The organism is Streptomyces sp. SID5464 (genome assembly GCF_009862985.1).
Classification (GTDB): Bacteria; Actinomycetota; Actinomycetes; order Streptomycetales; family Streptomycetaceae; genus Streptomyces; species Streptomyces chartreusis_D.
Genome location: NZ_WWIQ01000005.1, coordinates 35,292 through 55,286 on the forward strand (window position 1 = coordinate 35,292; position 19,995 = coordinate 55,286).

Annotated in this window: 19 protein-coding genes and 2 pseudogenes; 9 read left to right on the forward strand and 12 right to left on the reverse strand. The window is 70.9% G+C overall.

Annotation, left to right across the window (positions count from 1 at the left end):
• Positions 1–12: 12 nt before the first annotated feature.
• Both GTY47_RS05105 and GTY47_RS40130 read right to left on the reverse strand, forming a co-directional pair.
• On the reverse strand, positions 13–495 hold the full coding sequence (locus GTY47_RS05105; protein WP_010037328.1) for a GNAT family N-acetyltransferase: 483 nt from the start codon (positions 493–495) through the stop codon (positions 13–15).
• Between the two features lie 58 nt (positions 496–553).
• The gene (locus GTY47_RS40130) at positions 554–727 is read right to left on the reverse strand and encodes a hypothetical protein (protein WP_010037330.1); all 174 of its coding nucleotides are present in this window, start codon (positions 725–727) and stop codon (positions 554–556) included.
• Positions 728–1,178: 451 nt separating this feature from the next.
• On the opposite strand from GTY47_RS40130, the gene GTY47_RS05110 reads away from it, so the two are divergent.
• The gene (locus tag GTY47_RS05110) at positions 1,179–1,631 is read left to right on the forward strand and encodes a hypothetical protein (RefSeq protein ID WP_010037331.1); all 453 of its coding nucleotides are present in this window, start codon (positions 1,179–1,181) and stop codon (positions 1,629–1,631) included.
• A 30-nt stretch (positions 1,632–1,661) separates the two neighbouring features.
• Here the strand turns inward: GTY47_RS05110 and GTY47_RS05115 are convergent, their stop codons facing one another.
• The 5 genes from GTY47_RS05115 to GTY47_RS05135 all read right to left on the reverse strand — a co-directional run bounded on the left by GTY47_RS05115 (position 1,662) and on the right by GTY47_RS05135 (position 8,015).
• Positions 1,662–3,164 (reverse strand): SDR family NAD(P)-dependent oxidoreductase, encoded by a 1,503-nt coding sequence (locus GTY47_RS05115; RefSeq protein ID WP_010037333.1) that lies wholly within the window; start codon positions 3,162–3,164, stop codon positions 1,662–1,664.
• A 103-nt stretch (positions 3,165–3,267) separates the two neighbouring features.
• Positions 3,268–4,611 (reverse strand): wax ester/triacylglycerol synthase family O-acyltransferase, encoded by a 1,344-nt coding sequence (locus GTY47_RS05120; RefSeq protein ID WP_010037334.1) that lies wholly within the window; start codon positions 4,609–4,611, stop codon positions 3,268–3,270.
• 203 nt (positions 4,612–4,814) lie between these two features.
• Positions 4,815–6,035, reverse strand: coding sequence for a glucose-1-phosphate adenylyltransferase (gene glgC / locus GTY47_RS05125; protein WP_029180985.1), 1,221 nt, complete (start codon positions 6,033–6,035; stop codon positions 4,815–4,817).
• A 51-nt stretch (positions 6,036–6,086) separates the two neighbouring features.
• A complete protein-coding gene (gene glgA, locus GTY47_RS05130; protein WP_010037338.1) occupies positions 6,087–7,238 on the reverse strand; it encodes a glycogen synthase in 1,152 nt (383 codons plus the stop codon).
• Between the two features lie 39 nt (positions 7,239–7,277).
• Positions 7,278–8,015 carry a (2Fe-2S)-binding protein gene (locus GTY47_RS05135; protein ID WP_010037341.1) on the reverse strand — a complete coding sequence of 246 codons (738 nt, stop codon included), beginning with the start codon at positions 8,013–8,015 and terminating at the stop codon, positions 7,278–7,280.
• 228 nt (positions 8,016–8,243) lie between these two features.
• Here GTY47_RS05135 and GTY47_RS05140 point away from each other — a divergent pair, with 228 nt between their 5' ends.
• Positions 8,244–9,638: a DMT family transporter gene (locus GTY47_RS05140; protein WP_010037343.1), complete on the forward strand. Its 1,395-nt coding sequence runs from the start codon at positions 8,244–8,246 to the stop codon at positions 9,636–9,638.
• On the opposite strand, the gene GTY47_RS05145 is transcribed toward GTY47_RS05140, so the two are convergent.
• Positions 9,628–10,863, reverse strand: coding sequence for a transglycosylase family protein (locus GTY47_RS05145; protein ID WP_010037345.1), 1,236 nt, complete (start codon positions 10,861–10,863; stop codon positions 9,628–9,630). The two genes, GTY47_RS05140 and GTY47_RS05145, sit on opposite strands and share 11 nt — an antisense overlap.
• 349 nt (positions 10,864–11,212) lie before the next feature.
• Here GTY47_RS05145 and gndA point away from each other — a divergent pair, with 349 nt between their 5' ends.
• On the forward strand, positions 11,213–12,652 hold the full coding sequence (gene gndA, locus GTY47_RS05150; protein ID WP_010037346.1) for an NADP-dependent phosphogluconate dehydrogenase: 1,440 nt from the start codon (positions 11,213–11,215) through the stop codon (positions 12,650–12,652).
• A 547-nt stretch (positions 12,653–13,199) separates the two neighbouring features.
• Here gndA and GTY47_RS05155 read toward each other — a convergent pair.
• The 4 genes and pseudogenes from GTY47_RS05155 to GTY47_RS05170 all read right to left on the reverse strand — a co-directional run.
• A complete protein-coding gene (locus tag GTY47_RS05155) occupies positions 13,200–13,544 on the reverse strand; it encodes a GNAT family N-acetyltransferase (RefSeq protein WP_010037347.1) in 345 nt (114 codons plus the stop codon).
• 39 nt (positions 13,545–13,583) lie between these two features.
• Entirely contained in the window at positions 13,584–14,003 is a 420-nt protein-coding gene (panD, locus tag GTY47_RS05160; RefSeq protein ID WP_010037349.1) for an aspartate 1-decarboxylase, read from the reverse strand.
• A 315-nt stretch (positions 14,004–14,318) separates the two neighbouring features.
• Positions 14,319–14,570 (reverse strand): annotated as a pseudogene (locus GTY47_RS05165) (ABC transporter ATP-binding protein); the annotation flags it as partial.
• A 6-nt stretch (positions 14,571–14,576) separates the two neighbouring features.
• Positions 14,577–15,003 (reverse strand): annotated as a pseudogene (locus tag GTY47_RS05170) (hypothetical protein); the annotation flags it as partial.
• 663 nt (positions 15,004–15,666) lie between these two features.
• Between GTY47_RS05170 and GTY47_RS05175 the strand changes: the two are divergent.
• The 6 genes from GTY47_RS05175 to GTY47_RS05195 form a co-directional block, all read left to right on the forward strand.
• Complete coding sequence (locus tag GTY47_RS05175; RefSeq protein WP_231911096.1) at positions 15,667–16,374, forward strand: SDR family NAD(P)-dependent oxidoreductase; 708 nt, start codon at positions 15,667–15,669, stop codon at positions 16,372–16,374.
• A 194-nt stretch (positions 16,375–16,568) separates the two neighbouring features.
• Positions 16,569–17,525, forward strand: coding sequence for an ABC transporter substrate-binding protein (locus tag GTY47_RS05180; protein WP_010037362.1), 957 nt, complete (start codon positions 16,569–16,571; stop codon positions 17,523–17,525).
• A 7-nt stretch (positions 17,526–17,532) separates the two neighbouring features.
• The gene (locus GTY47_RS05185) at positions 17,533–18,486 is read left to right on the forward strand and encodes an amino acid ABC transporter permease (protein WP_010037364.1); all 954 of its coding nucleotides are present in this window, start codon (positions 17,533–17,535) and stop codon (positions 18,484–18,486) included.
• Complete coding sequence (locus tag GTY47_RS05190; RefSeq protein WP_010037367.1) at positions 18,483–19,250, forward strand: amino acid ABC transporter ATP-binding protein; 768 nt, start codon at positions 18,483–18,485, stop codon at positions 19,248–19,250. Before GTY47_RS05185 ends, GTY47_RS05190 begins: the two co-directional genes overlap by 4 nt.
• A gap of 257 nt (positions 19,251–19,507) precedes the next feature.
• Positions 19,508–19,696, forward strand: coding sequence for a hypothetical protein (locus GTY47_RS40135; RefSeq protein ID WP_158688397.1), 189 nt, complete (start codon positions 19,508–19,510; stop codon positions 19,694–19,696).
• Positions 19,697–19,784: 88 nt separating this feature from the next.
• Positions 19,785–19,995 (forward strand): aldehyde dehydrogenase family protein (locus GTY47_RS05195; protein ID WP_343336047.1); only part of this gene is annotated, 211 nt, incomplete at its 3' end.

The window sequence follows — 19,995 nt, forward strand, 5'->3', positions numbered from 1 at the left end:
TGTCCTGGTGCGCTAGAGCGCCCGGTACATGATGTGCAGCCCCACCAGGCCGTGCCGGGGGTGCTCGAACGCATCGGGGACCGTACCGAGGATCGTGAAGCCGAGGGAGGTCCACAGCGTCACGGCCGGGTTGGTCTCGACGACGGCGTTGAACACCATGCCCCGGTAGCCGGCGGCCCTGGCCTGGGTCAGGAGGTGTTCGGCGAGGGCACGGCCGTAGCCCCGGCCGCCCTGGTCCGGGTCGACCATGAAGCCGGCGTTGGCGATGCGGGCGGCGGGGCCCCCGTAGTTCGGGGTGAGGTAAGCGGAGGCGACGACGACGCCGCTGTCGTCCTCGACGACGTAGACGCGTTTCGCCGGATTCATCCACAGGACCCGGGCCTCGTCCTCGGAGGTTCCCGGGTCCCATGCGTACGTCTCGCCCGCGGCGACGATGCGGTGCCAGAACGGCCAGATGCGCGGCCAGTCGTCAGCCACTGCTTCCCTGATCAGCATGGGTGCGAGTCTGACACGCCCATGCGCTCGGCGAACGCGGCGGGGGGGCTGCGCCCGGTCAGTCGACGCTGGGCAGGATGTGGGGCTCGGCGAGGTCCTCCTCGTAGCCCGCGAGGCGGATCGGGGCCGACCGGGCCCACACGTCCAGGCTGCCGAGCTCGTCGGACCGGCGGCCCTTGCGCTCGGTGCGTTCCTTGGGGCGTTGCTCGCGATTCGTCTTCTCCGGTGTCACCGCGCACTCCTTATGTGTCGGTCACCCTCGGGACGTGTGCGCCGTCCTGCTCTGCGCCTGACGCCCGCTCGGGTCTGATGCCAAATGCAGTTCGGACGCGGTGGCGCCGGTAACTCGCGGGAGCGCAGGCCGTGGTGTACCGGCTTGTCCCATGACGGACCGTGGGTGTGGGTCCCGTCCTGCTGCCCGTCCGCCCCAGATTAACCAAATGAGCGGCCCCCCGCTCGATGGGGCTGAAAACAAGCGGTAACGATCGCGCGTCATCCCGTGTTCAACTCGGGTTTACGCACCGGTTTGCCCATGGAAGGACGTTTTGCGGATCACCCGAACGGGGTAGGTCCGCACCGGCGGTTTCCAGACGGTTGCGCAGTTCAAATGCCGTTGGCCGAGTCGAAAGCTCCCCATGGTCTGCTGCCGTACGGCAACGGCTGTCTCGCAGGAGGACTGACGCATGGAGCTGCGCAGCGTCGAGGAGCTGATGGATCTGTTGTACGCCTGCCGGGGCACCAGGGCCGCCCCGGACCGCGACCGCCCGCCGGTCGACCTGCACGATCACGCGCTGCGGACGGCCGCGCTGCTGCGCCGGGGCCGCCCGGCCGACAAGGAGCTGCAAGTGGCGGGCCTGGTGCAGCCCGTCGGCGGGCTGCTGTGGCCCGGCGACCCGGCCGGGCGCGCGGACCACGCGGCCGACGCGGTGCGTGCCCTGCTCGGCGACCGGGTCTCCCACCTCGTACGCCACTGCCCGTGCCCGGACGTCCCGGCCGACGACGACCTCCTCGCCCTGCGCCAGGCGACCGAGGAGGGCCGCACGGCCGGCTTCGACGCCGGGGTCCTGGAGGACTGGCGCACGGTGCTGGAACTGCTGGCGGCTGCCAACTCCCACCACCTCGGGACTGTTGACTGACGGGCCGTCAGAGGCGGTGCGGGTAGAGCGCTACCACTTCCCCGGCGCGTAATCCTTCAAGAACACCCCGTACAGGTCCTCCCCCGCCTCACCCCGCACGATCGGGTCGTAGACCCGAGCCGCCCCGTCGACCAGGTCCAGCGGCGCGTGGAACCCGGCCTCGGCCAGCCGCAGCTTGTCGTAGTGCGGCCGCTCGTCCGTGATCCACCCGGTGTCGACCGAGGTCATCAGAATCCCGTCGGTCTCGAACATCTCCTGGGCACTGGTCCGCGTCACCATGTTCATCGCGGCCTTGGCGGCGTTCGTGTTCGGATGCCCCGCACCCTTGTAGCCGCGGCCGAACACGCCCTCCATCGCCGAGACGTTCACGACGTACGCGCGTTTGCTCGCCGCCTTCTTCGCGGCCTCGGCCATGACCGGACGGAGCCGACTGATCAGGATGAACGGCGCCGTGTAGTTGCACAGCTGGGTCTCCAGCAGCTCCACCGGGGAGATCTGCTCGATCGTCTGCACCCAGGTGTTGGACTCGACGACGTCGGGGACCAGCCCGCCCGCGTCGATCGCCGTGCCGTCGAGGTGCCGCTCGACGCTGGCGTTGCCCGCGACCAGGGCGAGGTCGGCGACCTGCTGGGCATCGAGGCCGCTGGTGCCGAGGGGCAGCGCGGCCAGGCCGTCGACCGCGCCGGAGTTGAACGCGCCGATGACGTGGTGGGCGGGCAGCTCACCGGCGGGCAGCGGCGCGCTCTCGCCCTCGACCAGCGCGGCGTAGGCGGACGGCAGGCGGCGTACGGTCTGGGTGGCGTTGTTGACGAGGATGTCGAGCGGGCCCGCCTCGGCGACCTGCTCCGCGAGGGCCACGGCCTGGGCCGGGTCGCGCAGGTCGATGCCGACGACCTCCAGGCGGTGGATCCAGTCCGCCGAGTCGTCCATCGCCTTGAAGCGGCGGATGGCGTCCTTGGGGAAGCGGGTGGTGACCGTGGTGTGGGCGCCGTCGCGCAGCAGCCTGAGCGCGATGTACATGCCGATCTTGGCGCGGCCGCCGGTGAGCAGGGCGCGCTTGCCGGTGAGGTCGGCCCGGACGTCGCGCTTCTCGCGGTTCACGCGGGCGCAGTCCGGACAGAGCTGGTGGTAGAAGTAGTCGACTTCCACGTAGCGGGTCTTGCAGGTGTAGCAGGAGCGCGGGCGCTGGAGTATCCCCGCGATCCTGCCCTCCTCGGTGCGCGAGGAGGGGAGCAGGCCCTCGGTCTCGTCGTCGATGCGCTGGGCGGACCCGGTCGCCGTGGCCTCCGTGACCGCCTTGTCGTGGGCGGTCTTGGCGGCCCGGCGCTCCTGGCGGCGGCGCTGCTTGACCGTGCGGTAGATGCCCGCGGTGGCCCGGCGCACGGCGATGGCGTCCGGGTGGTCGACCTCCAGCTTGTCGAGTTCCTCGAGCACGCTGAGGCAGACGGCCAGCCGCTCCGGGTCGATGCCGGGTCCGTACGAGAGCCCGCTCGCCTCGTCCATGGCCTGCGGGCCGTCCTCTGTCACCGTCATCGCCGCTGTCGTTCCCTGCTCTGCCGTGGCGGCGCGCCGGTCGCGCCCGCTTTCGAACGGCGAATTTTACGGAGCGGCGGGCCGCACCGCCAAACCGTCCGGTTCAGGACCGGCAGGCGGTGATCAGAGTGCGCACCTCCGCGGAGACGGCCGCCGCGAGCCGGCCGAGGTCCGGCACGGCCCTTCCGTCGGCGACGAGCCCGTAGTGGACGCTCCCCCGGTACGTCGAGACCGCCACCGCCACGGAGTGGCCGGGGGCCAGCGGGGCGAACGGGAAGACGGCGGTGAGCGGGTTGCCGCCGAGCCTCAGGCCGAGGCTGGGCAGGGGCACGCTGGTGACCAGGATGTCGAACCAGAGCCGGGCCGCCTGGCCGACCAGGGGCCCGCCCAGCCGGTGGGCCAGGGCCGGGACGTGGTCGGCGAGCAGGGCGACGGCGCCCGCGCCCCGGTTGGGGCCGGCGTCCTTGTTGCGGTCCATGGCGGTGCGGACCGAGGCGAGGCGGGCCAGCGGATCCGGGTCGTCCACCGGAAGCCGTATCAGGTAGCCGGAGAGCCGGTTGCCCTGCGGGTACGCGGTACGCGGGCGCCGCTTGGAGACGGGGATCAGGGCGCGGGGCGCGACGTCCTCGCTGCCGTCGCCGCGCTCGTCGAGCCAGCGGCGCAGCGCGCCCGCGACGACCGCGATCAGGACGTCGTTGACGGTGCCGCCGACGGTCTTGCGGACGCGGTGCACGTCGTCGAGGTCGAGCAGCACGCCGGCGGTGCGGCGGGTGCCGCTCGGCTCACAGGTGAGGGCGGGCGTGGAGCGCACGTCGAGGGAGGAGCGGGCGACGGAGGCGCCGATGTCCAGGGCCCGGCCCACGTCGGACAGCGCGCCGCGCAGCCTCCCGGGCAGCTCGCGCACGTCCGGCAGCAGGCCGCGCGGGGGCTCGGCCGGGCGGGGCCGGGGCGCGGGCATGTCGATCGGGTCCATGACGCCCGCGGCGAGTGTCAGCGCCCGCAGCCCGTCGGCCAGGGCGTGGTGGAACTTGAACAGCACCGCGAACGAGACCCCGTCCTCGCCGGGCAGCACATGGGCCTCCCACGGCGGCCGGCCTCGCCTCAGCGGACGTCCCATGAGCCGGCCCGCGACCGTGTGGAAGTCGGCGGTCGGGGCGTGCAGCCGCACGTGGTTCAGGGCGTCGAAGTCCGGGTCGGGTTCGCGGGCCGCGCCGCCGAAGGCGAGGGGCCGGCGCAGCGCGGAGGGCAGCGGCTGCCACACGTCGCGGATCCGCATCCGCAGTCCGGGCACGCCGGCGGCGCGGGCCGCGAGCAGGTCGGCCGCGTGGGCGCCGGCGGCGGGTGAGTGCGCGGAGAAGATCCCGAGCGCGCCGAGGTGCATCGGGTGGTCCGCGGACTCGATGTTCCAGAACGCCAGGTCGAGAGGAGCGAGCAGGTCAGCAGTCAAGGGCTTGCCTCGCGTCGACGACAGGTGGGCCAGCAGTCAATCGCCCCCAGCCGATTACGGTCAAGTACGATCAGGCTACGTACAGTTAACAGCACATTAAGTCCCGTCCCGATGAGAGGGGCGGGACTTATGGTGCATGTGCGGTCAGTCCAGCACAGGTTGCGGCGCCGGGCACCCCGTGAGAGTCACCCGGGAGGCGTCACTCAGGTGACCAGCTGTCCCTTTCCGAGGGCGATGACGCCGCCCTTGGACACCGTGTACAGCTCCGCGTCGCGCTCCGGGTTGACGCCGATCGTCGCGCCCGGCGGCACCTCGACGTTCTTGTCCAGCACGGCGCCGCGCACCACCGCGCCCCGGCCGATGTGCACGTTGTCGTGCAGCACCGACCCCTGCACGACGGCCCCCGGGTCGACCACCACGCCCGGCGACAGCACGGACCGCGTGACCTGCCCGCGGATGAGACAGCCGGCGCTGATGATGGACTCGCTGGCGATGCCCCCGGCGTTGAAGCGGGCCGGCGAGAGCTGGTACGAGTGCGTGTAGATGGGCCAGCTGCGGTTGTACAGGTTGAAGGCCGGGCGCTCGGCGATCAGGTCCATGTGTGCTTCGTAGTAGGCGTCCAGCGTGCCGACGTCCCGCCAGTAGCCCTGGTCGCGGGTGGTCTCGCCGGGCACGTGGTTGGCGCTGAAGTCGTACAGCGCGGCCTCGCCCCGGTCGGTGAGCTGGGGCAGGATCGAGCCGCCCATGTCGTGCACGGAGTGCTCGTCCTCCGAGTCCCGCTGGAGCGCCTCGATGAGGGCCTTCGTGGTGAAGATGTAGTTGCCCATGGAGGCGAAGACCATCTCGGGATCGTCCGCCAGGCCGGGCGGCTCCGTCGGCTTCTCCAGGAAGCGCTCCACCGTCTGGCCGTCCGAACCCGGCGTGATCACACCGAACGCCGAGGACTCGCCGCGCGGCACCCGGATCCCGGCCACCGTGACGCCCGCTCCGCTGTCGATGTGCTGGGCGAGCATCTGGCGGGGGTCCATGCGGTAGACGTGGTCGGCACCGAAGACGGCCACGTACTCGGGGCGCTCGTCGTAGATCAGGTTCAGCGACTGGAGGATCGCGTCGGCGCTGCCCAGGTACCAGCGGGGGCCGAGGCGCTGCTGGGCGGGCACGGGGGTGACGTAGTTGCCGAGCAGGCTGGACATCCGCCAGGTGGTGGTGATGTGCCGGTCCAGCGAGTGCGACTTGTACTGCGTCAGGACGCAGATGCGCAGGACATCGGCGTTCACCAGGTTGGACAGGACGAAGTCGACCAGGCGGTACGTACCGCCGAAGGTCACCGCGGGTTTCGCCCGGTCCGCGGTCAGGGGCATCAGACGCTTGCCCTCTCCGCCCGCCAGCACGATTCCCAGGACCGAAGGACCACCACGACGCATGGCCGCTCCCCTCACGCCGATTTCCCGATGCCTGCCCCTGAGCAGCGCGTACTAAGCCTGTTTCAGGATCTCCTCGTAGAGCCGGACCGTGCGGCGGGCCACCGCGTCCCAGCCGAACTCGCCGACCGCGCGTTCCCGCCCGGCCTCGCCCATCCGCCGGGCGGCCTCCGGGTCGCCCAGTACGCAGTCGATGGCCCGGGCGAGTCCCGCCTCGAAGCCGTCGCCGGCCGGGACGAGCAGGCCCGTCCTGCCGTCGTCCACGACCTCGGGGATGCCGCCGACCGCCGAGGCCACCACGGGCGTGCCGCAGGCCATCGCCTCCAGGTTCACGATGCCGAGCGGCTCGTACACCGAGGGGCAGACGAACAGGGCGGCGTGCGTGAGGAGCTGGATCACCTCCGGGCGCGGCAGCATCCTCGGAATCCAGAACACGCCGTCGCGGACCCGGCTCAGCTCCCCGAACAGCTCGCGGAACTCCTGGTCGATCTCCGGCGTGTCCGGCGCGCCCGCGCACAGCACGACCTGCGCGGCCGGGTCGATGTCCCGCACCGCGCGCAGCAGGTGGGGCACGCCCTTCTGGCGGGTGATGCGGCCGACGAACAGCACGTACGGACGGGAGCGGTCGAGGCCGACGCGGTCCAGGGCGTCCGTGCCGTGGTCGGGCCGGTACAGGCTCGTGTCGATGCCGTTGTGCACGACGTGGACCTTCTCCGGGTCCAGGGCGGGGTAGCAGCCGAGGATGTCCTCGCGCATGGCACCCGACACGGCGACCACCGCGTCGGCGGCCTCGATCGCGGTGCGCTCGGCCCAGCTCGACAGCTCGTAGCCGCCGCCGAGCTGCTCGGCCTTCCAGGGGCGCAGCGGCTCCAGGGAGTGGGCGGTCATCACGTGCGGGATGCCGTAGAGCATCTTGGCGAGGTGGCCGCCGAGGTTGGCGTACCAGGTGTGGGTGTGGACCAGCTCGCGGCCTTCGAGGGCGGCGGTCATGGCCAGGTCGACGGAGAAGGTCCGCAGCGCGTCGTTGGCGCCGTCGAGCGTGGACCAGGGGCGGTGGCGCAGCACGCCGTCCGCGCGGCCCTCGCCCCAGCAGTGCACGTCCAGGTCGACCAGTGGTCTGAGCTCCCGGGCCAGGAACTCCACGTGGACACCTGCGCCGCCGTACACATCCGGCGGGTACTCCCGGGTCAGCAGTCCGACGCGCACCCGCAACTCCCTGCTCTCAGCGGCCGTTCCCTTTCATGGTCACCCAGATGGGGCGCGCGGGGAAGAGCGAGGCGGCCGTGTGAAGCAACAGTCACCACACAGGCCCCCGCCGGGCACGCGGTAGTACAGGCAGCAGCTGCGGCGCCGGAAGGCGGTGCCGGTGAGGGTTCCGGCGCCGGTCAGCAGGGGGTGCGCGAGGAGTTCCGCGGCCAGGGAACGGGCCCGGGCGGCGGTGTCCGTACGGCCGTGCCGCCGGGCCCAGCGGTCGAGTTCCCGGGCGGAGCCCGCCAGCGCGGAGGCGGCGTTGCCCCGCAGCAGGCCCGGGGCGAGGCGGTAGTGGGCGCGCAGGGCCGCCGAGAGGGGTTCGAGGTGGCCGTGCAGGACGGCGTCCGCGACGGCCGACGCGTCCCCAAGGAGCGGTCGTACGTCCGGCAGCCACAGGTCGTCGGGGGCGGCGGCGTCGGCGTCCCAGTGCAGCAGCCGGGCGTCGAGGTCGGGGACACGGCCGTAGAGGGCGGCGCAGCCGAGCGCCACGGACCAGAGGCGGGCCGCCAGTCCCAGGTGGGCCACGGACGCCGCGACACGCAACTCCGGCGCGCGCAGGGCGTTCGCGACCTTGTCGACTCGGAAAATCAGGGGATTTCCGTACACATCCGGTGACGCGGCGGCGTAGGCCTGTGCGAGAGTGGGAAGAGGCCCCGCCGCCGCTTCTCCCGTGCGCAGCACGAAGTAGCCGCCGAGCGGGCGGAGCGCGGCAAGGCCGGGGTCGAGGTCCATGAAGAGCAGTAGTACCAAGGCCCCTAAGGGATGCGACCCGGTGACCCCCGACCGGCGTCGCCCACCCTGGGGATGACGGGGTTCCCCTCGTACTCCATCGGCAGTAGGACCCAATGAGTGCTCAGGGACGACGACGGGAAGACCTGGACACGGCAGGGTGTTGGTCATGAAAGCCGACCTTTCGCCGCGCCGGGCCGAGCGCCCCCGCCTGACGCAGAGGAGCAGCCGATGAGCGCCCTCGCGTTGTCCGTCCTGCTGTCCCTCGTGTCCGCGTTCGCCTACGCGGGCGGGGCGATCGTGCAGGAGCGGGTGGCGGAGTCCTCGCCGGGCGAGCAGTACGCGCCGCTGCGGCGGCCGGCCTGGTGGGCGGCGGTCGCGCTGAACGGTCTCGGTGGACTGCTGCACGTGGTGGCGCTGGCGTACGGCCCGCTCAGCCTGGTGCAGCCGCTCGGCGCGCTGACCATCGTGGTGGCCCTGCCGATGGCGGCGCTGTTCGTGGGTCGCAAGGCGGGTGCCACGGCGTGGCGGGGCGCGATCATGGCGACGGTGGGGCTGGCGGGTCTGCTGTCCCTGGTCGCCGCGTCCGACGCGCGGTCGCTCGACGCCGCGGAGCGGGTGGCCGTGGCCCTGGCCACCGCCGGTGTGGTCGTGGCGCTGATGATCGCCGGCCGGGCCGCGCACCGGCACCCGGCGGTGCGGAGCATGCTGCTGGCGACCGCCTCCGGTATCGCGTTCGGCATGTCCTCGGTGTTCACCAAGACCGTCGCGGTCGACTGGACCGGCGGTGTGTCGGCGGCGGACGTGCCGTCCCTCGCGGTGATCGGTGTCCTGGCCACGGCCGGCATGCTGCTGTCGCAGGCCTCCTACCGCGGTGCCGGCCTCGCGGCACCGCTGGCCACGCTGACGGTCGTGAACCCGGTGGTGGCGGCCGCCGTCGGCATCACGATGTTCGGCGAGACCTTCCGCTACGGCTCGACGGGCACGGCGCTCGCCCTGAGCTGCGGCGTGGTGGCGGCGGGCGGCCTGATCCTGCTGACGACGGAGCGGCTCACCCACGCCCAGCCGGAGCGTGCGGGGACCGGCCTGGAGGTCGCCGGGACGGGGCTGGTTCCCGCGGACACGGGCCTCGGGACGACGGGGATGTTGCCAGGGCCGGCCGGGGAACCGGCCGGGAGCGCGGGCGCATTGGTCGGGGCAGTGGGCGACCTGCCCGGAAGCGGAAGCGAGCTGCCCGAGACGGTGGGCGCGCTGCTGCCCGAGCCCGTGGGTGCGCTGCTGCCCGGGTCCCCGGGCGCATCACTGCCCGGGGCCCTGGGCGGTTCGGTGCCCGAGACCGTGGGCGCGCCGCCCGTCGCCGTGGGGGCGCTGCCCCGGCCGATGGGCGTCGGGGCCGGTGATCGTGGCGGGGCCGGCCGGGCTGCGTCAGGAGACGTGCCCGTGACCGCGCCGGTGCCCGCGGTCTCCGCCGCCGGTGAACCCGAGGCCGGACCGGACGTCGCGCACGAGAGCGGGGAACCGTCGGTGTCCTCCGGGGAACGCCCGCTCTCCTACGCCGCCTGCTACGGCATCCCGTACGTACCGATGCCCACGGTGGACCGGCACCGCACGCGTATCAGATCCTGACGCCGCCGGCCCTCAGGTAGGCGATGGGGTCGACATCCGAGCCGAAGCCGGGCCCCGTCCGCACCTCGAAGTGCAGGTGCGGGCCCGAGCTGTTTCCGGTGGAGCCGGAGCGGCCGATGCGCTGGCCCGCGCTCACCGTCTGCCCGTCCCGCACGGAGATCGCCGACAGGTGGGCGTACTGGCTGTAGCGGCCGTCGCCGTGCCGGATCACGACCTGGTAGCCGAACGAACCGCCCCACCCCGCGCTGACGACGCTGCCCGAGGCGACCGACTTGACGGACGTGCCCGTGGGCACGGGGAAGTCGACGCCGGTGTGGTAGCCCTTCGACCAGGACGAGCCCGCCTTGCGGTAGGGCGTCCCCAGGGATGCGCTGACAGGGGCGACCAGGCCCTGCCGGGTCGTCGTGGACCGTGCGGCGCGCTCCTTGCTCTCGCCCTTGGACCGGTCCTTGGCACGCTCCTCGGCGCGGTCCGGGGACTTCGACGACGGCTTCTTCACCGACGGCTCGGCCGACGGGGCCCGCTCGGGCGCGGGCCGCGTCTTCGTGGCGCCCTCCCCGCGCAGCGCGAGCCGCTGGCCGGGCACGATGAGGTCGGGATCGCCCCCTATGGCCGAGCGGTTGGCGGTGTACAGACCTCGCCAGCCGCCCCGCACCTCCCGCTCCTCGGCGATGCCGGAGAGCGTGTCGCCGCGCACCACCGTGTACATCTCGGCGCTGCCCGCCCGGGACTGCGGCGTGGACTGCGGCCGCACGTCCTCGATGGAGGTCCTGGGCCTGGTCTTCCGGTCTGCCTTCTCGCCCTTCCCCGTGCTCTCGGCGGCCGGCCGGATGTCGGGCTCGGGTCCGCCCCGGCTCAGTCCGGCCCGTACGGAGCAGGTCGGCCAGGCGCCCGGGCCCTGCCCGTCGAGCACCTTCTCGGCGACGGCGATCTGCTGGTTCTTGGTGGCCAGGTCCGCGCGCGCCGCGTAGGCCCGGCCGCCGTACGCCTCCCAGGTGGACTGGGTGAACTGGAGCCCACCGTAGAAGCCGTTGCCGGTGTTGATGTTCCAGTCGTTGCTCGACTCGCAGGCGGCGACCTTGTTCCAGGTGTCCACGTCGGCCGCCTGGGCGGTGCCGGCGCCCATGAACGGGAGCGCCATGCCCGCGCCGCCCGCCGTGACGGTGAGTGAGGCGCGGTTGATCCTGTTCGGCTGATACCGGCGATGCCGGCCGCGTACGGCCATCGAGAGCCCCCCTAGACATGCGTCAGGAGGGGCAAAAGTAAGCGCTGCGAACCGGCCAGGACAAGGCGGCTATCGGCCGCCCGGTTGCCCAAATGGCCGGGATGAGGCCCCTGTTGCGCGACGTGCGCCACGCCGGTGCACCGTGTACGTCACCCGGTGCGCACGTGCGGCGCGCGCGGGGACGCGTACGTCGGGTGAGTGCGACGGGGGCTCTTGTGCGTATCTGCCTGCGCGACGTCGTACGACCCGCGCGTGCGGACGGAGTGGCTGCACGTCAGGATGGTCGGCGGGGGCATGCTGGTGGACACCATCCGCAGCACCGATACCGAGGTCTTTAGGAGCCAACCGAATGAGCAGTACAGCGCAGATCGGCGTCACGGGTCTCGCGGTCATGGGCCGCAACCTCGCCCGCAACTTCGCCCGCAACGGCTACACGGTGGCGGTGCACAACCGGACGCCCGCGCGCACGCGCACCCTGGTCGAGGAGTTCGGCGGGGAGGGGGAGTTCGTCGCGTGCGAGACCGCCAAGGAGTTCGTGGCCGCGCTGGAGCGGCCGCGGCGGCTGGTCGTGATGGTGAAGGCCGGTGAGCCGACGGACGCGGTGATCCAGGAGTTCGCCCCGCTGCTGGAGCCCGGCGACATGATCATCGACGGCGGCAACGCGCACTTCGCGGACACCCGGCGCCGGGAGCGCGACCTGCGCGAGCAGGGCATCCACTTCGTCGGCATGGGCGTCTCCGGCGGTGAGGAGGGCGCGCTCAACGGACCGAGCATCATGCCGGGCGGCCCGAAGGAGTCGTACGAGTCGCTGGGCCCGATGCTGGAGAAGATCTCGGCGAAGGCGGCCGACGGTTCGCCGTGCGTCTCGCACGTCGGTCCGGACGGTGCCGGGCACTTCGTGAAGATGGTGCACAACGGCATCGAGTACGCGGACATGCAGCTCATCGGTGAGGCGTACCAGCTGCTGCGCGACGTCGCCGGGTACTCCCCCGCCCAGATCGCGGAGATCTTCCGCACCTGGAACCAGGGCCGCCTCGACTCGTACCTGATCGAGATCACGGCCGAGGTGCTGTCGCACGTGGACGCGGAGACGGGCAAGCCGTTCGTGGACGTGGTGGTGGACCAGGCCGAGCAGAAGGGCACCGGCCGCTGGACCGTGCAGATCGCGCTCGACCTGGGCGTGCCGGTGTCCGGCATCGCCGAGGCGGTCTTCGCGCGGTCGCTGTCGGGGCACGCGGCGCTGCGGGAGGCCTCGCGCGGGCTGGCCGGCCCGCAGGCCAAGCCGATGGGCGAGGCGGAGGCCCAGGCGTTCGCCGACCGGGTGGAACAGGCGCTGTACGCGTCGAAGATCGTGTCGTACACGCAGGGGTTCCACGAGATCGACGCGGCCCGCGGCGAGTACGGCTGGGACATCGACCTCGGTGCGGTGTCCGCGCTGTGGCGGGGCGGTTGCATCATCCGCGCGGCCTTCCTGGACCGTATCCGCGCGGCCTACGACGCCCGGCCGGACCTGCCGAGCCTGCTGTCGGACGCGACGTTCGCGCGGGAGATCGCGGACGCCCAGGACGACTGGCGGGAGGTGCTGGTCGCCGCGACCCGCCAGGGCGTGCCGACGCCCGGTTTCGCCGCGGCGCTCGCCTACTACGACGCCCTGCGCGCGGAGCGGCTGCCGGCGGCGCTGACGCAGGGTCAGCGGGACTACTTCGGTGCGCACACCTACCGGAGGGTGGACCGGGACGGGTCGTTCCACACGCTGTGGGGCGGGGACCGGTCGGAGGTCTCCGCGTAGGCGCTTCGCTCTGACGGAACGGCACGGGGCCGGTGGGCAGCTGCGACGGCTGTCCACCGGCCCCGTTCTCGTGCCGCGGTTCAGGACAGCGGCGGGCCCGGCTCGGGGTTCGGCACGGGTTCCGGTCCCGGGGGGATCGGGGACGGGTCGGGTCCCGGCACCGGGTCGGGGCCCGGGGGTGCCGGCGGGGTCGGGCCCGGTGGGGTCGGCCCCGGCGGTGTCGGACCCGGGGGCGGGGTCGGGGCCGGGGGCGGCGGGGTCGGCTCCGGGCCGGGCGGCGGCTGCGGGTTCGGCACCGGATCGGGGCGCGGCTCCGGGGGCTGGGGCTCGGGGCCCGGTGTCGGCCCCGGCGGCACGGGGTCGGGATACGGATTCGTCATGAGGTCCTCCAGCCAGTCGCTCGACTCCGGCTCTGGACTACTCCCCCGCCTACCCGTCGGCTCCTTCCCCAGTCACCCCCGGGCGGGACGGGGAGGGGCCAGGTGGAGGTAACGGGAGCGGAGCCGGGACACCCACGTGTCCCGGCTCGGGAGCCGGAATCGGGAGATCAGAAACGGCCGGGGTGTTCGGCCAGCCAGTCCTTCGCCGCCGTCAGCAGGTCCTGGCCGGCCGGCGGGGCCTCGTCGGGGTGGCGTTCGGCCCACTTGGCGACGTAGGGGCAGAGCGGGGCGACGGCGCTGTCCTCGCGGGCGGCGATGCCGTAGAGCTCTCGTGCCAGCGCGCCCGCGATGCCCTGGCCCTCGTGGGCCGGTTCGACGATCGTGTGCACCGGAACGAGCGCGCGTTCGGGGCTGTCGAGGACGAAGTACTCGATGCGGCCGACCACTTCACCGCCGGACAGCGCCTCCAGGCGGCCCGCCGCCCGGTCGTCGCGGATCTCCAGGTCCCTCATGGACACGCTCCTGTCCCCTGTACGTCGGTTGTACCTCGGTCAGGCCCGGACGGCCTGCGGGCTGCGCTGCTGGTCCGAGCCCGGTACCGGCTCGGACGGGTCGGCGCCGAGGTCCACGATCCGGTTGTCGCGGTCCACGTGCACGACCCGGGGGGCGAGTGCCCGGGCCTCGGCGTCCGTCACCTGGGCGTAGCTGATGATGATCACCAGATCGCCGGGCTGGACGAGATGGGCGGCGGCCCCGTTGATCCCGACGACGCCGGACCCGCGCTCGCCCTCGATGACGTAGGTCTCCAGCCGGGCGCCGTTGGTGATGTCCACGATGTGCACGAGCTCGCCGGGCAGCAGGTCGGCGGCGTCGAGCAGGTCGGCGTCGATGGTCACCGATCCCACGTAGTGCAGGTCGGCCTGGGTCACGGTGGCGCGGTGGATCTTGGACTTGAACAGAGTACGCAGCACTTTGGACTCCTGGAAGACGGCTCTCCGCCTGCTTTCTGCAGGTCAAAGGCGGTCCACACTGTACACGGGCACGCGTCGAACTCGAAGATGTCGAGGAACATCGGTTCACTCCCACGACAAGGCTCTCGGCCTGCACTTTCACGAGAGCCTGGCTGCCGTTGCAGCGCTGATCCGGCATCCGTTCGGGCAGCCGCACAGTGGGGCTGCGGGAGAGCGCTCGAAGGGTGCGTCGGCTCTCATCGGCGCGGATCCACCGGTGCGAGAGCCTTGGGACACCGCTGCCGGACCTGCGGCAAGACGAAGAGGATCATCGCCTCACACCGTTTGCCAGATCTGGGCGAGTGTTGAGGCGGTGAGAAGTTGCTCGGGGTTTCCCTGCGCCGCCAGTCGGCCCTCGCGGAGCAGGAGGCAGGCGTCTGCCGAGCGTGCGGCTTCCAGGTCGTGCGTGGCCTGGACGACGGTCCTGACGTCGGCGACCGGCTCCGTCAGCAGGGTGGCGATCCGGTCCCTCGCTTCGGGGCCCAGGCCGGTGGTCGGTTCGTCCAGGAGGAGCAGGTCCGAGGTCTGAGGATCATGGCCGGTGACGACGCCGGAGAGTTCGTTCGTGCTCTTCGGCAGGGTCACGGACTTGACCTTCTTGCCCGATTCGATGTCGACGGCGTGCAGGGCGCTTGCCCGGTTCCGAGACGTACGCGGTGTGGTCGCGGACGAAGAGGGTGGGCCGGGGCTGCTGCCAGTCCAGCGGCTCCTGCCACTCGCCGACGACGGGGATCTTCATGTCCACCTTGCCCGTCTCGGGATCGATGACGTGGAGGGTGCCGTTCGTGCCGAGGACGAGGGCCTCGCCACGAGGGCCGCGGCCAAGGGAGCGGAAGGAGTAGCTGGTGCCCAGGTCGACCAGGCGCAGTTTCGCGGTCTCGGTGTCGATGAGGGAGATGCGGGTGGGCCGCTCCAGTTCGGCCTCCGGGTCGGTCTTGTAGTCGCCCAGGAGGATGGGTGAGGTGGCGCAACGGCGGGCGGCCTCCGGAGGACAAGACGGCATCGCCAGTCCGGGTCGGCCGCCCGAGGGCGCCTTGCCCCCGCCCGACTTGCAGAACAAGCGCAGGTCAGTAGGGACGACTGCCAAGATGGTCGACAAACGACTATCTGACGGCTATCTTGAGCCACCACGCGGCAGCGAGAACAGGTCGTCCGATGGTCGACATACGACAATCTGACGGTTAGTTTGAGCCACCACACGGCATTCCGCCCATCCTGTTCCTCAGAAGGAGAGCCGGGCAGAGATGATCGAGCTACATACGAGTCGCTGTTGGTCACTGCCACCGTGGGCAGCGATTGGGTTCCCGATCAGGTCATCCTCGACGCGGGAACAGGCGTTCCTGGACAAGCCTCCTCCCGCTGCAGGTCGGCGAGTTCCGCCTCGGCGTCGCCACCGTGGTGCGGGTGGTGCCGGTGGTGCAAAACCACGTATGCCCGGGCGTCCCCGATTTCGAGGACCTGCTCGTCACCGACAGCGCGGGCACGTCGCTGCAGCGGTGGCCGGTCGACGCCCGCGGATTCCTCGGCTGACCGGCCCCGGGACGACTCCCCCCTGGCCGAGCGCGAATCGACCGCCCCCCGTGAAGGAATACCTGACATGAGACTCAAGAACGTCGCGGCCCTGGTGACCGGCGCCAGCAGTGGCATCGGGCAGGCGGTGAGTTCCCACTTCCGCCGTGAGGGCGCGCGGCTGCTGCTCACCGGTCGCAGGGAGCGGCTCGACAGCGTTGAGCCCGACGACCTGTACGTCCCTGGAGACCTCAATGACGAGGCGTTCGTCGAGGACCTGGCCAAGCAGGCTGCCGAGTCCCTCGGCGCCGTCGACGTCGTCGTCCTCAACCACGGCCTGCAGGCCAGCAGTCCGCTCACCGAGATGGCCTCCGCCGACGCGAAGAATGTGCTCGACAGCAACCTGCTCAGCGCGTTCCTCGTGATGAAGCACTTCGCGCCGCTGATGCCTTCCGAAGGTGGCTCGTTCGTCTGTATTGGTTCACGGCTCGGCATGGTCGGCAAGCCCGGGGAAGTCCTGTACTCCGCCGCCAAGGGAGGCCTCATCATGCTCGCCAAGGGCGCAGCGATCGAATGGGCTCCCCGCAACATCCGCGTCAACGTCGTCGCTCCTGGCCTGACCGCCACCCCGGTCATCGAAGCAGCTATCCAGCGCAGCGCCGATCCCGAGGCCTACCGCCGCGAGCGCGAGGGGCAAATCCCGCTGCAACGCCTCGCCACCCCTGAAGAGGTCGCCGACGCGGTCCTCTTCTTCGCATCATCAGAGTCGTCGTACATCACCGGAGCGGTTCTCCCGGTTGACGGCGGATACACCGCCTTCTGAGCCTTCCGCTTCTGTCGTACGTGAAGGTCGCGAACCGCGGGACCGGTCGCAGCGATGAGCGGGTCCCATCCGGCACCCCACAAGGCCCAACGCCCAGTCCGACGGGTTCCTGACCATTCCCAGCCAGTTCGAAACACCACCCACCGGGATCTGAGCGCTCCCAGCGCCCTTCCCTTTGAGTAAGGAGCAGACCCATGCGAGTCAGCAGAAACGTGAGCGTCACGATCGTCACGTCGGCCCTGGCGCTCGCGCTCGCCGCGTGCGGGGCGAGCGGCACCGGGCAGAACGTGGGGGCGAAGAGCACGAAGCAGGGCGGGGGATCCGGCTCGTCGGCCGAGCACACCGACGACATCTCGGTCGGTGTGAAGCCGGACGCGAAGGCGGTGAAGCTGCTGCCCGCGGCGGTGAAGGCCAAGGGCACGCTCTCGGCGGCCATGGACCTGACCAGCCCGCCCACCACGTTCATGGCATCGGACAACAAGACCCCGATCGGGTTCAACCCGGACATGGCCCGGCTGATCGCCGCCAAGCTCGGCCTGAAGCTGCAGATCAACAACATCAAGTTCGACACCATCATCACCGGACTGCAGGCCAATCGGTACGACTTCACGGCGTCCACCATGGGCGCCACCAAGGACCGGCTGAAGGTGCTCGACATGGTCGACTACTTCAAGGCCGGCACCGGCGTGTCCGTCCCCTACGGAAATCCGCAGAAGCTGACCACCCACACCCTGTGCGGGCACCGAGTCGCCGTCCAGTCCGGCAGCACCGCGGAGCTGCAGTGGCTGCCCCAGTTGTCCAAGCAGGACTGTACGAGCAAGGGCAAGCCGGCCATCAAGGCGGTGACCCTGCCCAGCGTGAACGACGCTCTGACCCAGCTGGTCTCCAAGAGGATCGACGCGGTGATGTACGACTTCACCGGGCTTCAGTGGGCGGCCACGCAGCAGCCGAAGACGTTCGAGGTCCTCAAGCCTTTGGTGGCCACCAAGACCGTGGCCGTCGCGCTGAAGAAGGACTCGCCGCTGACTCCCGCGGTGCAGGCTGCCATCCAGTCGATCATCGACAGCCCCAAGTACGCCGAGGCGCTGGGCCGCTGGGGTTTCGATGACCTCGGGATCAAGACCGCGGCCATGGCCGTCCCGCAGGACTGAGATACCGATGGACGTGCTCGAGACGACGACCAGGAGCCGACCGGTGTCACAACTGCTGGCCGAAGAAAAGAAGCGGATCACGCCGAAGCGTCCGCGCGACTACGTGGCCTGGGCCGTCGCGATCGCGATCGTCGCCGGTCTGGTGTGGACCGCGGTGACGAATGAGAACTATCGCTGGCCGGTGGTGTTCAGCTACTTCACCACTGAAACGATCCTCAACGGCCTGCTGATCACGCTCCTTCTCACCGTGGTCAGCATGGCTCTGGGCACACTGCTCGGGCTGGTGCTGGCCGTGATGTGCATGTCGCACCAGCGGCCCATCTCCGGGCTGGCCCAGCTCTACATCACCTTCTTCCGCGGTACCCCGGTGCTCGTGCAGCTGATCTTCTGGTTCAACATCGCGGCGCTGTACCCGAACATCTCGATCGGCATCCCGTTCACCGACATCTCCACGCCGGTGAACGTGAACGCGATCATGACGCCGATGACCGCGGCCGTGGTCGGGCTGACGCTGAACCAGGCCGCGTACATGTCGGAGATCATCCGTGGCGGGTTCGCCTCGGTCAGCCGCGGACAGCACGAGGCCGCGGAGTCCCTGGGCATGTCGGGGTTCACCAAGCTCCGGCACGTGATCATCCCGCAGACCATGCCGGCTGTCATTCCGGCCACCGGCAACCAGGTGATCGGCATGCTCAAGGAGACCTCGCTGGTGAGCGTGCTCGGCGTCGCCGACCTGCTGAACAGCGCACAGTCGATCTACGCCCGCAACTACCAGACGATTCCGCTGCTGATCGTGGCCAGCCTCTGGTACCTGGTCATGACGCTGGTGCTGAGCGTGCCGCAGTCCATGATCGAGCGCCGTTTCTCCCGCTCGACCAGGACGCGGCTGACCCCGGCCGCGACCTCGGCCGAGCCGGGGGCCGGCCAGCCCGTTCCCACCACGAGGGAGTCCCTGCTGTGAACGCCGACGGAACGATCGTCGCACGCAAGCTGTGCAAGAGCTTCGGACGTCACCAGGTCCTGCGTGACATCGACCTGACCGTCGCGGCAGGGGAGATCTCCTGCATCATCGGGCCCAGCGGATCCGGGAAATCGACACTGCTGCGGTGCATCAACGGACTGGAGACCGTCGACCGCGGTGTCCTGCGGGTCAACGGCGAGGACTTCGGCTACGTCGAGAAGGACGACGCCTACCACGCCGTGCGCCCCAAGCGGCTGGCCGAACAGCGCGCCCGCATCGGCATGGTGTTCCAGCAGTTCAACCTGTTCCCCAACATGACCGCCGAGAGCAATGTCATGTCCGGACCGGTGCTGGTGAAGAAGAAGGACCGCGCGGCATCCCGGGAACAGGCGCGAGAACTGCTGGCCAAGGTGGGCCTGGAGGGGTGCGGCCACAAGTACCCCGCCCAGCTCTCCGGCGGCCAGCAGCAACGGGTGGCCATCGCCCGCGCCCTGGCGATGGAACCCACCATCATGCTGTTCGACGAACCCACCAGCGCCCTGGACCCCGAACGCGTGGGCGAAGTACTCGCCGTCATGCGCGACCTCGCCGGCAACGGCATGACCATGCTGCTCGTCACCCACGAGATGGGCTTCGCCCGAGAGGTCGCCGACGAGGTGCTGTTCATGGACGGCGGCATCGCGGTGGAGCGCGGCGACGCCCGGGAAGTGCTGGGCAATCCCCGTGAGAAGCGAACCCAGGCGTTCCTCGAAAGGGTGCTGTAGCAGGGCACCGACCTGCGGCAGCGGTTCGGTAGCGCGTCCGGCCCGGCTTTTGCTCCAGTCAAAGCCGTCGTCTTCGGTGAGCTTGTGGACCTTGGCCGGGGTGGGGGCGGTGCTGTGACCAGTGGGCCAGGCCGCGCGGAGACCGGGCCGATGTGGATGCGAATGGCCGCCCCAGAGGCCGGGGCGGCCTGGTAGCCGAGTCCGGTGACGGCTTCGGCCAAGGGCCTGGATCGCTCCGTATGTGGCGCGTTCATCTGATGCGTGGGTGCACTCGCGCGAAGAACCCGATCCACTCCGCGCTCCACCGCAACCTGCGTCGCCCGCACGTCTCTGACCGGGGCGGCAACGCCGTGCAGATCAGCCTGCCGTTCGTCACCACCGACGACGAGATCCGCCAGCTCGTGGCCGTCATCGGCACCGTCCTCTCCGTCCAGGAAGCGAAGTGATCACTATGCGCACCCTCCCGACGCCGATCCGACCGCCCTGGCCGACTCCGAGAAGGTTCTGGCCAAGCTCGATCTCGCCGTGCCGGGCGTGACCCGCACCTTCGACGTGCACGATCCGGCCACCGGTCAGACGATCGCCCGGGTTCCCGACTTCGACGTCCAACAGGCCCTCGCCGCCGTCGCCCGCGCCGACGAAGCCGGCCGGTCCTGGGCCGCCACCACCACCCGGCACCGCGCCGACATTCTTCGCACCTGGTACGAGCTGATGCTCAGCAACGCCGAGATGATCGCCCTGCTCA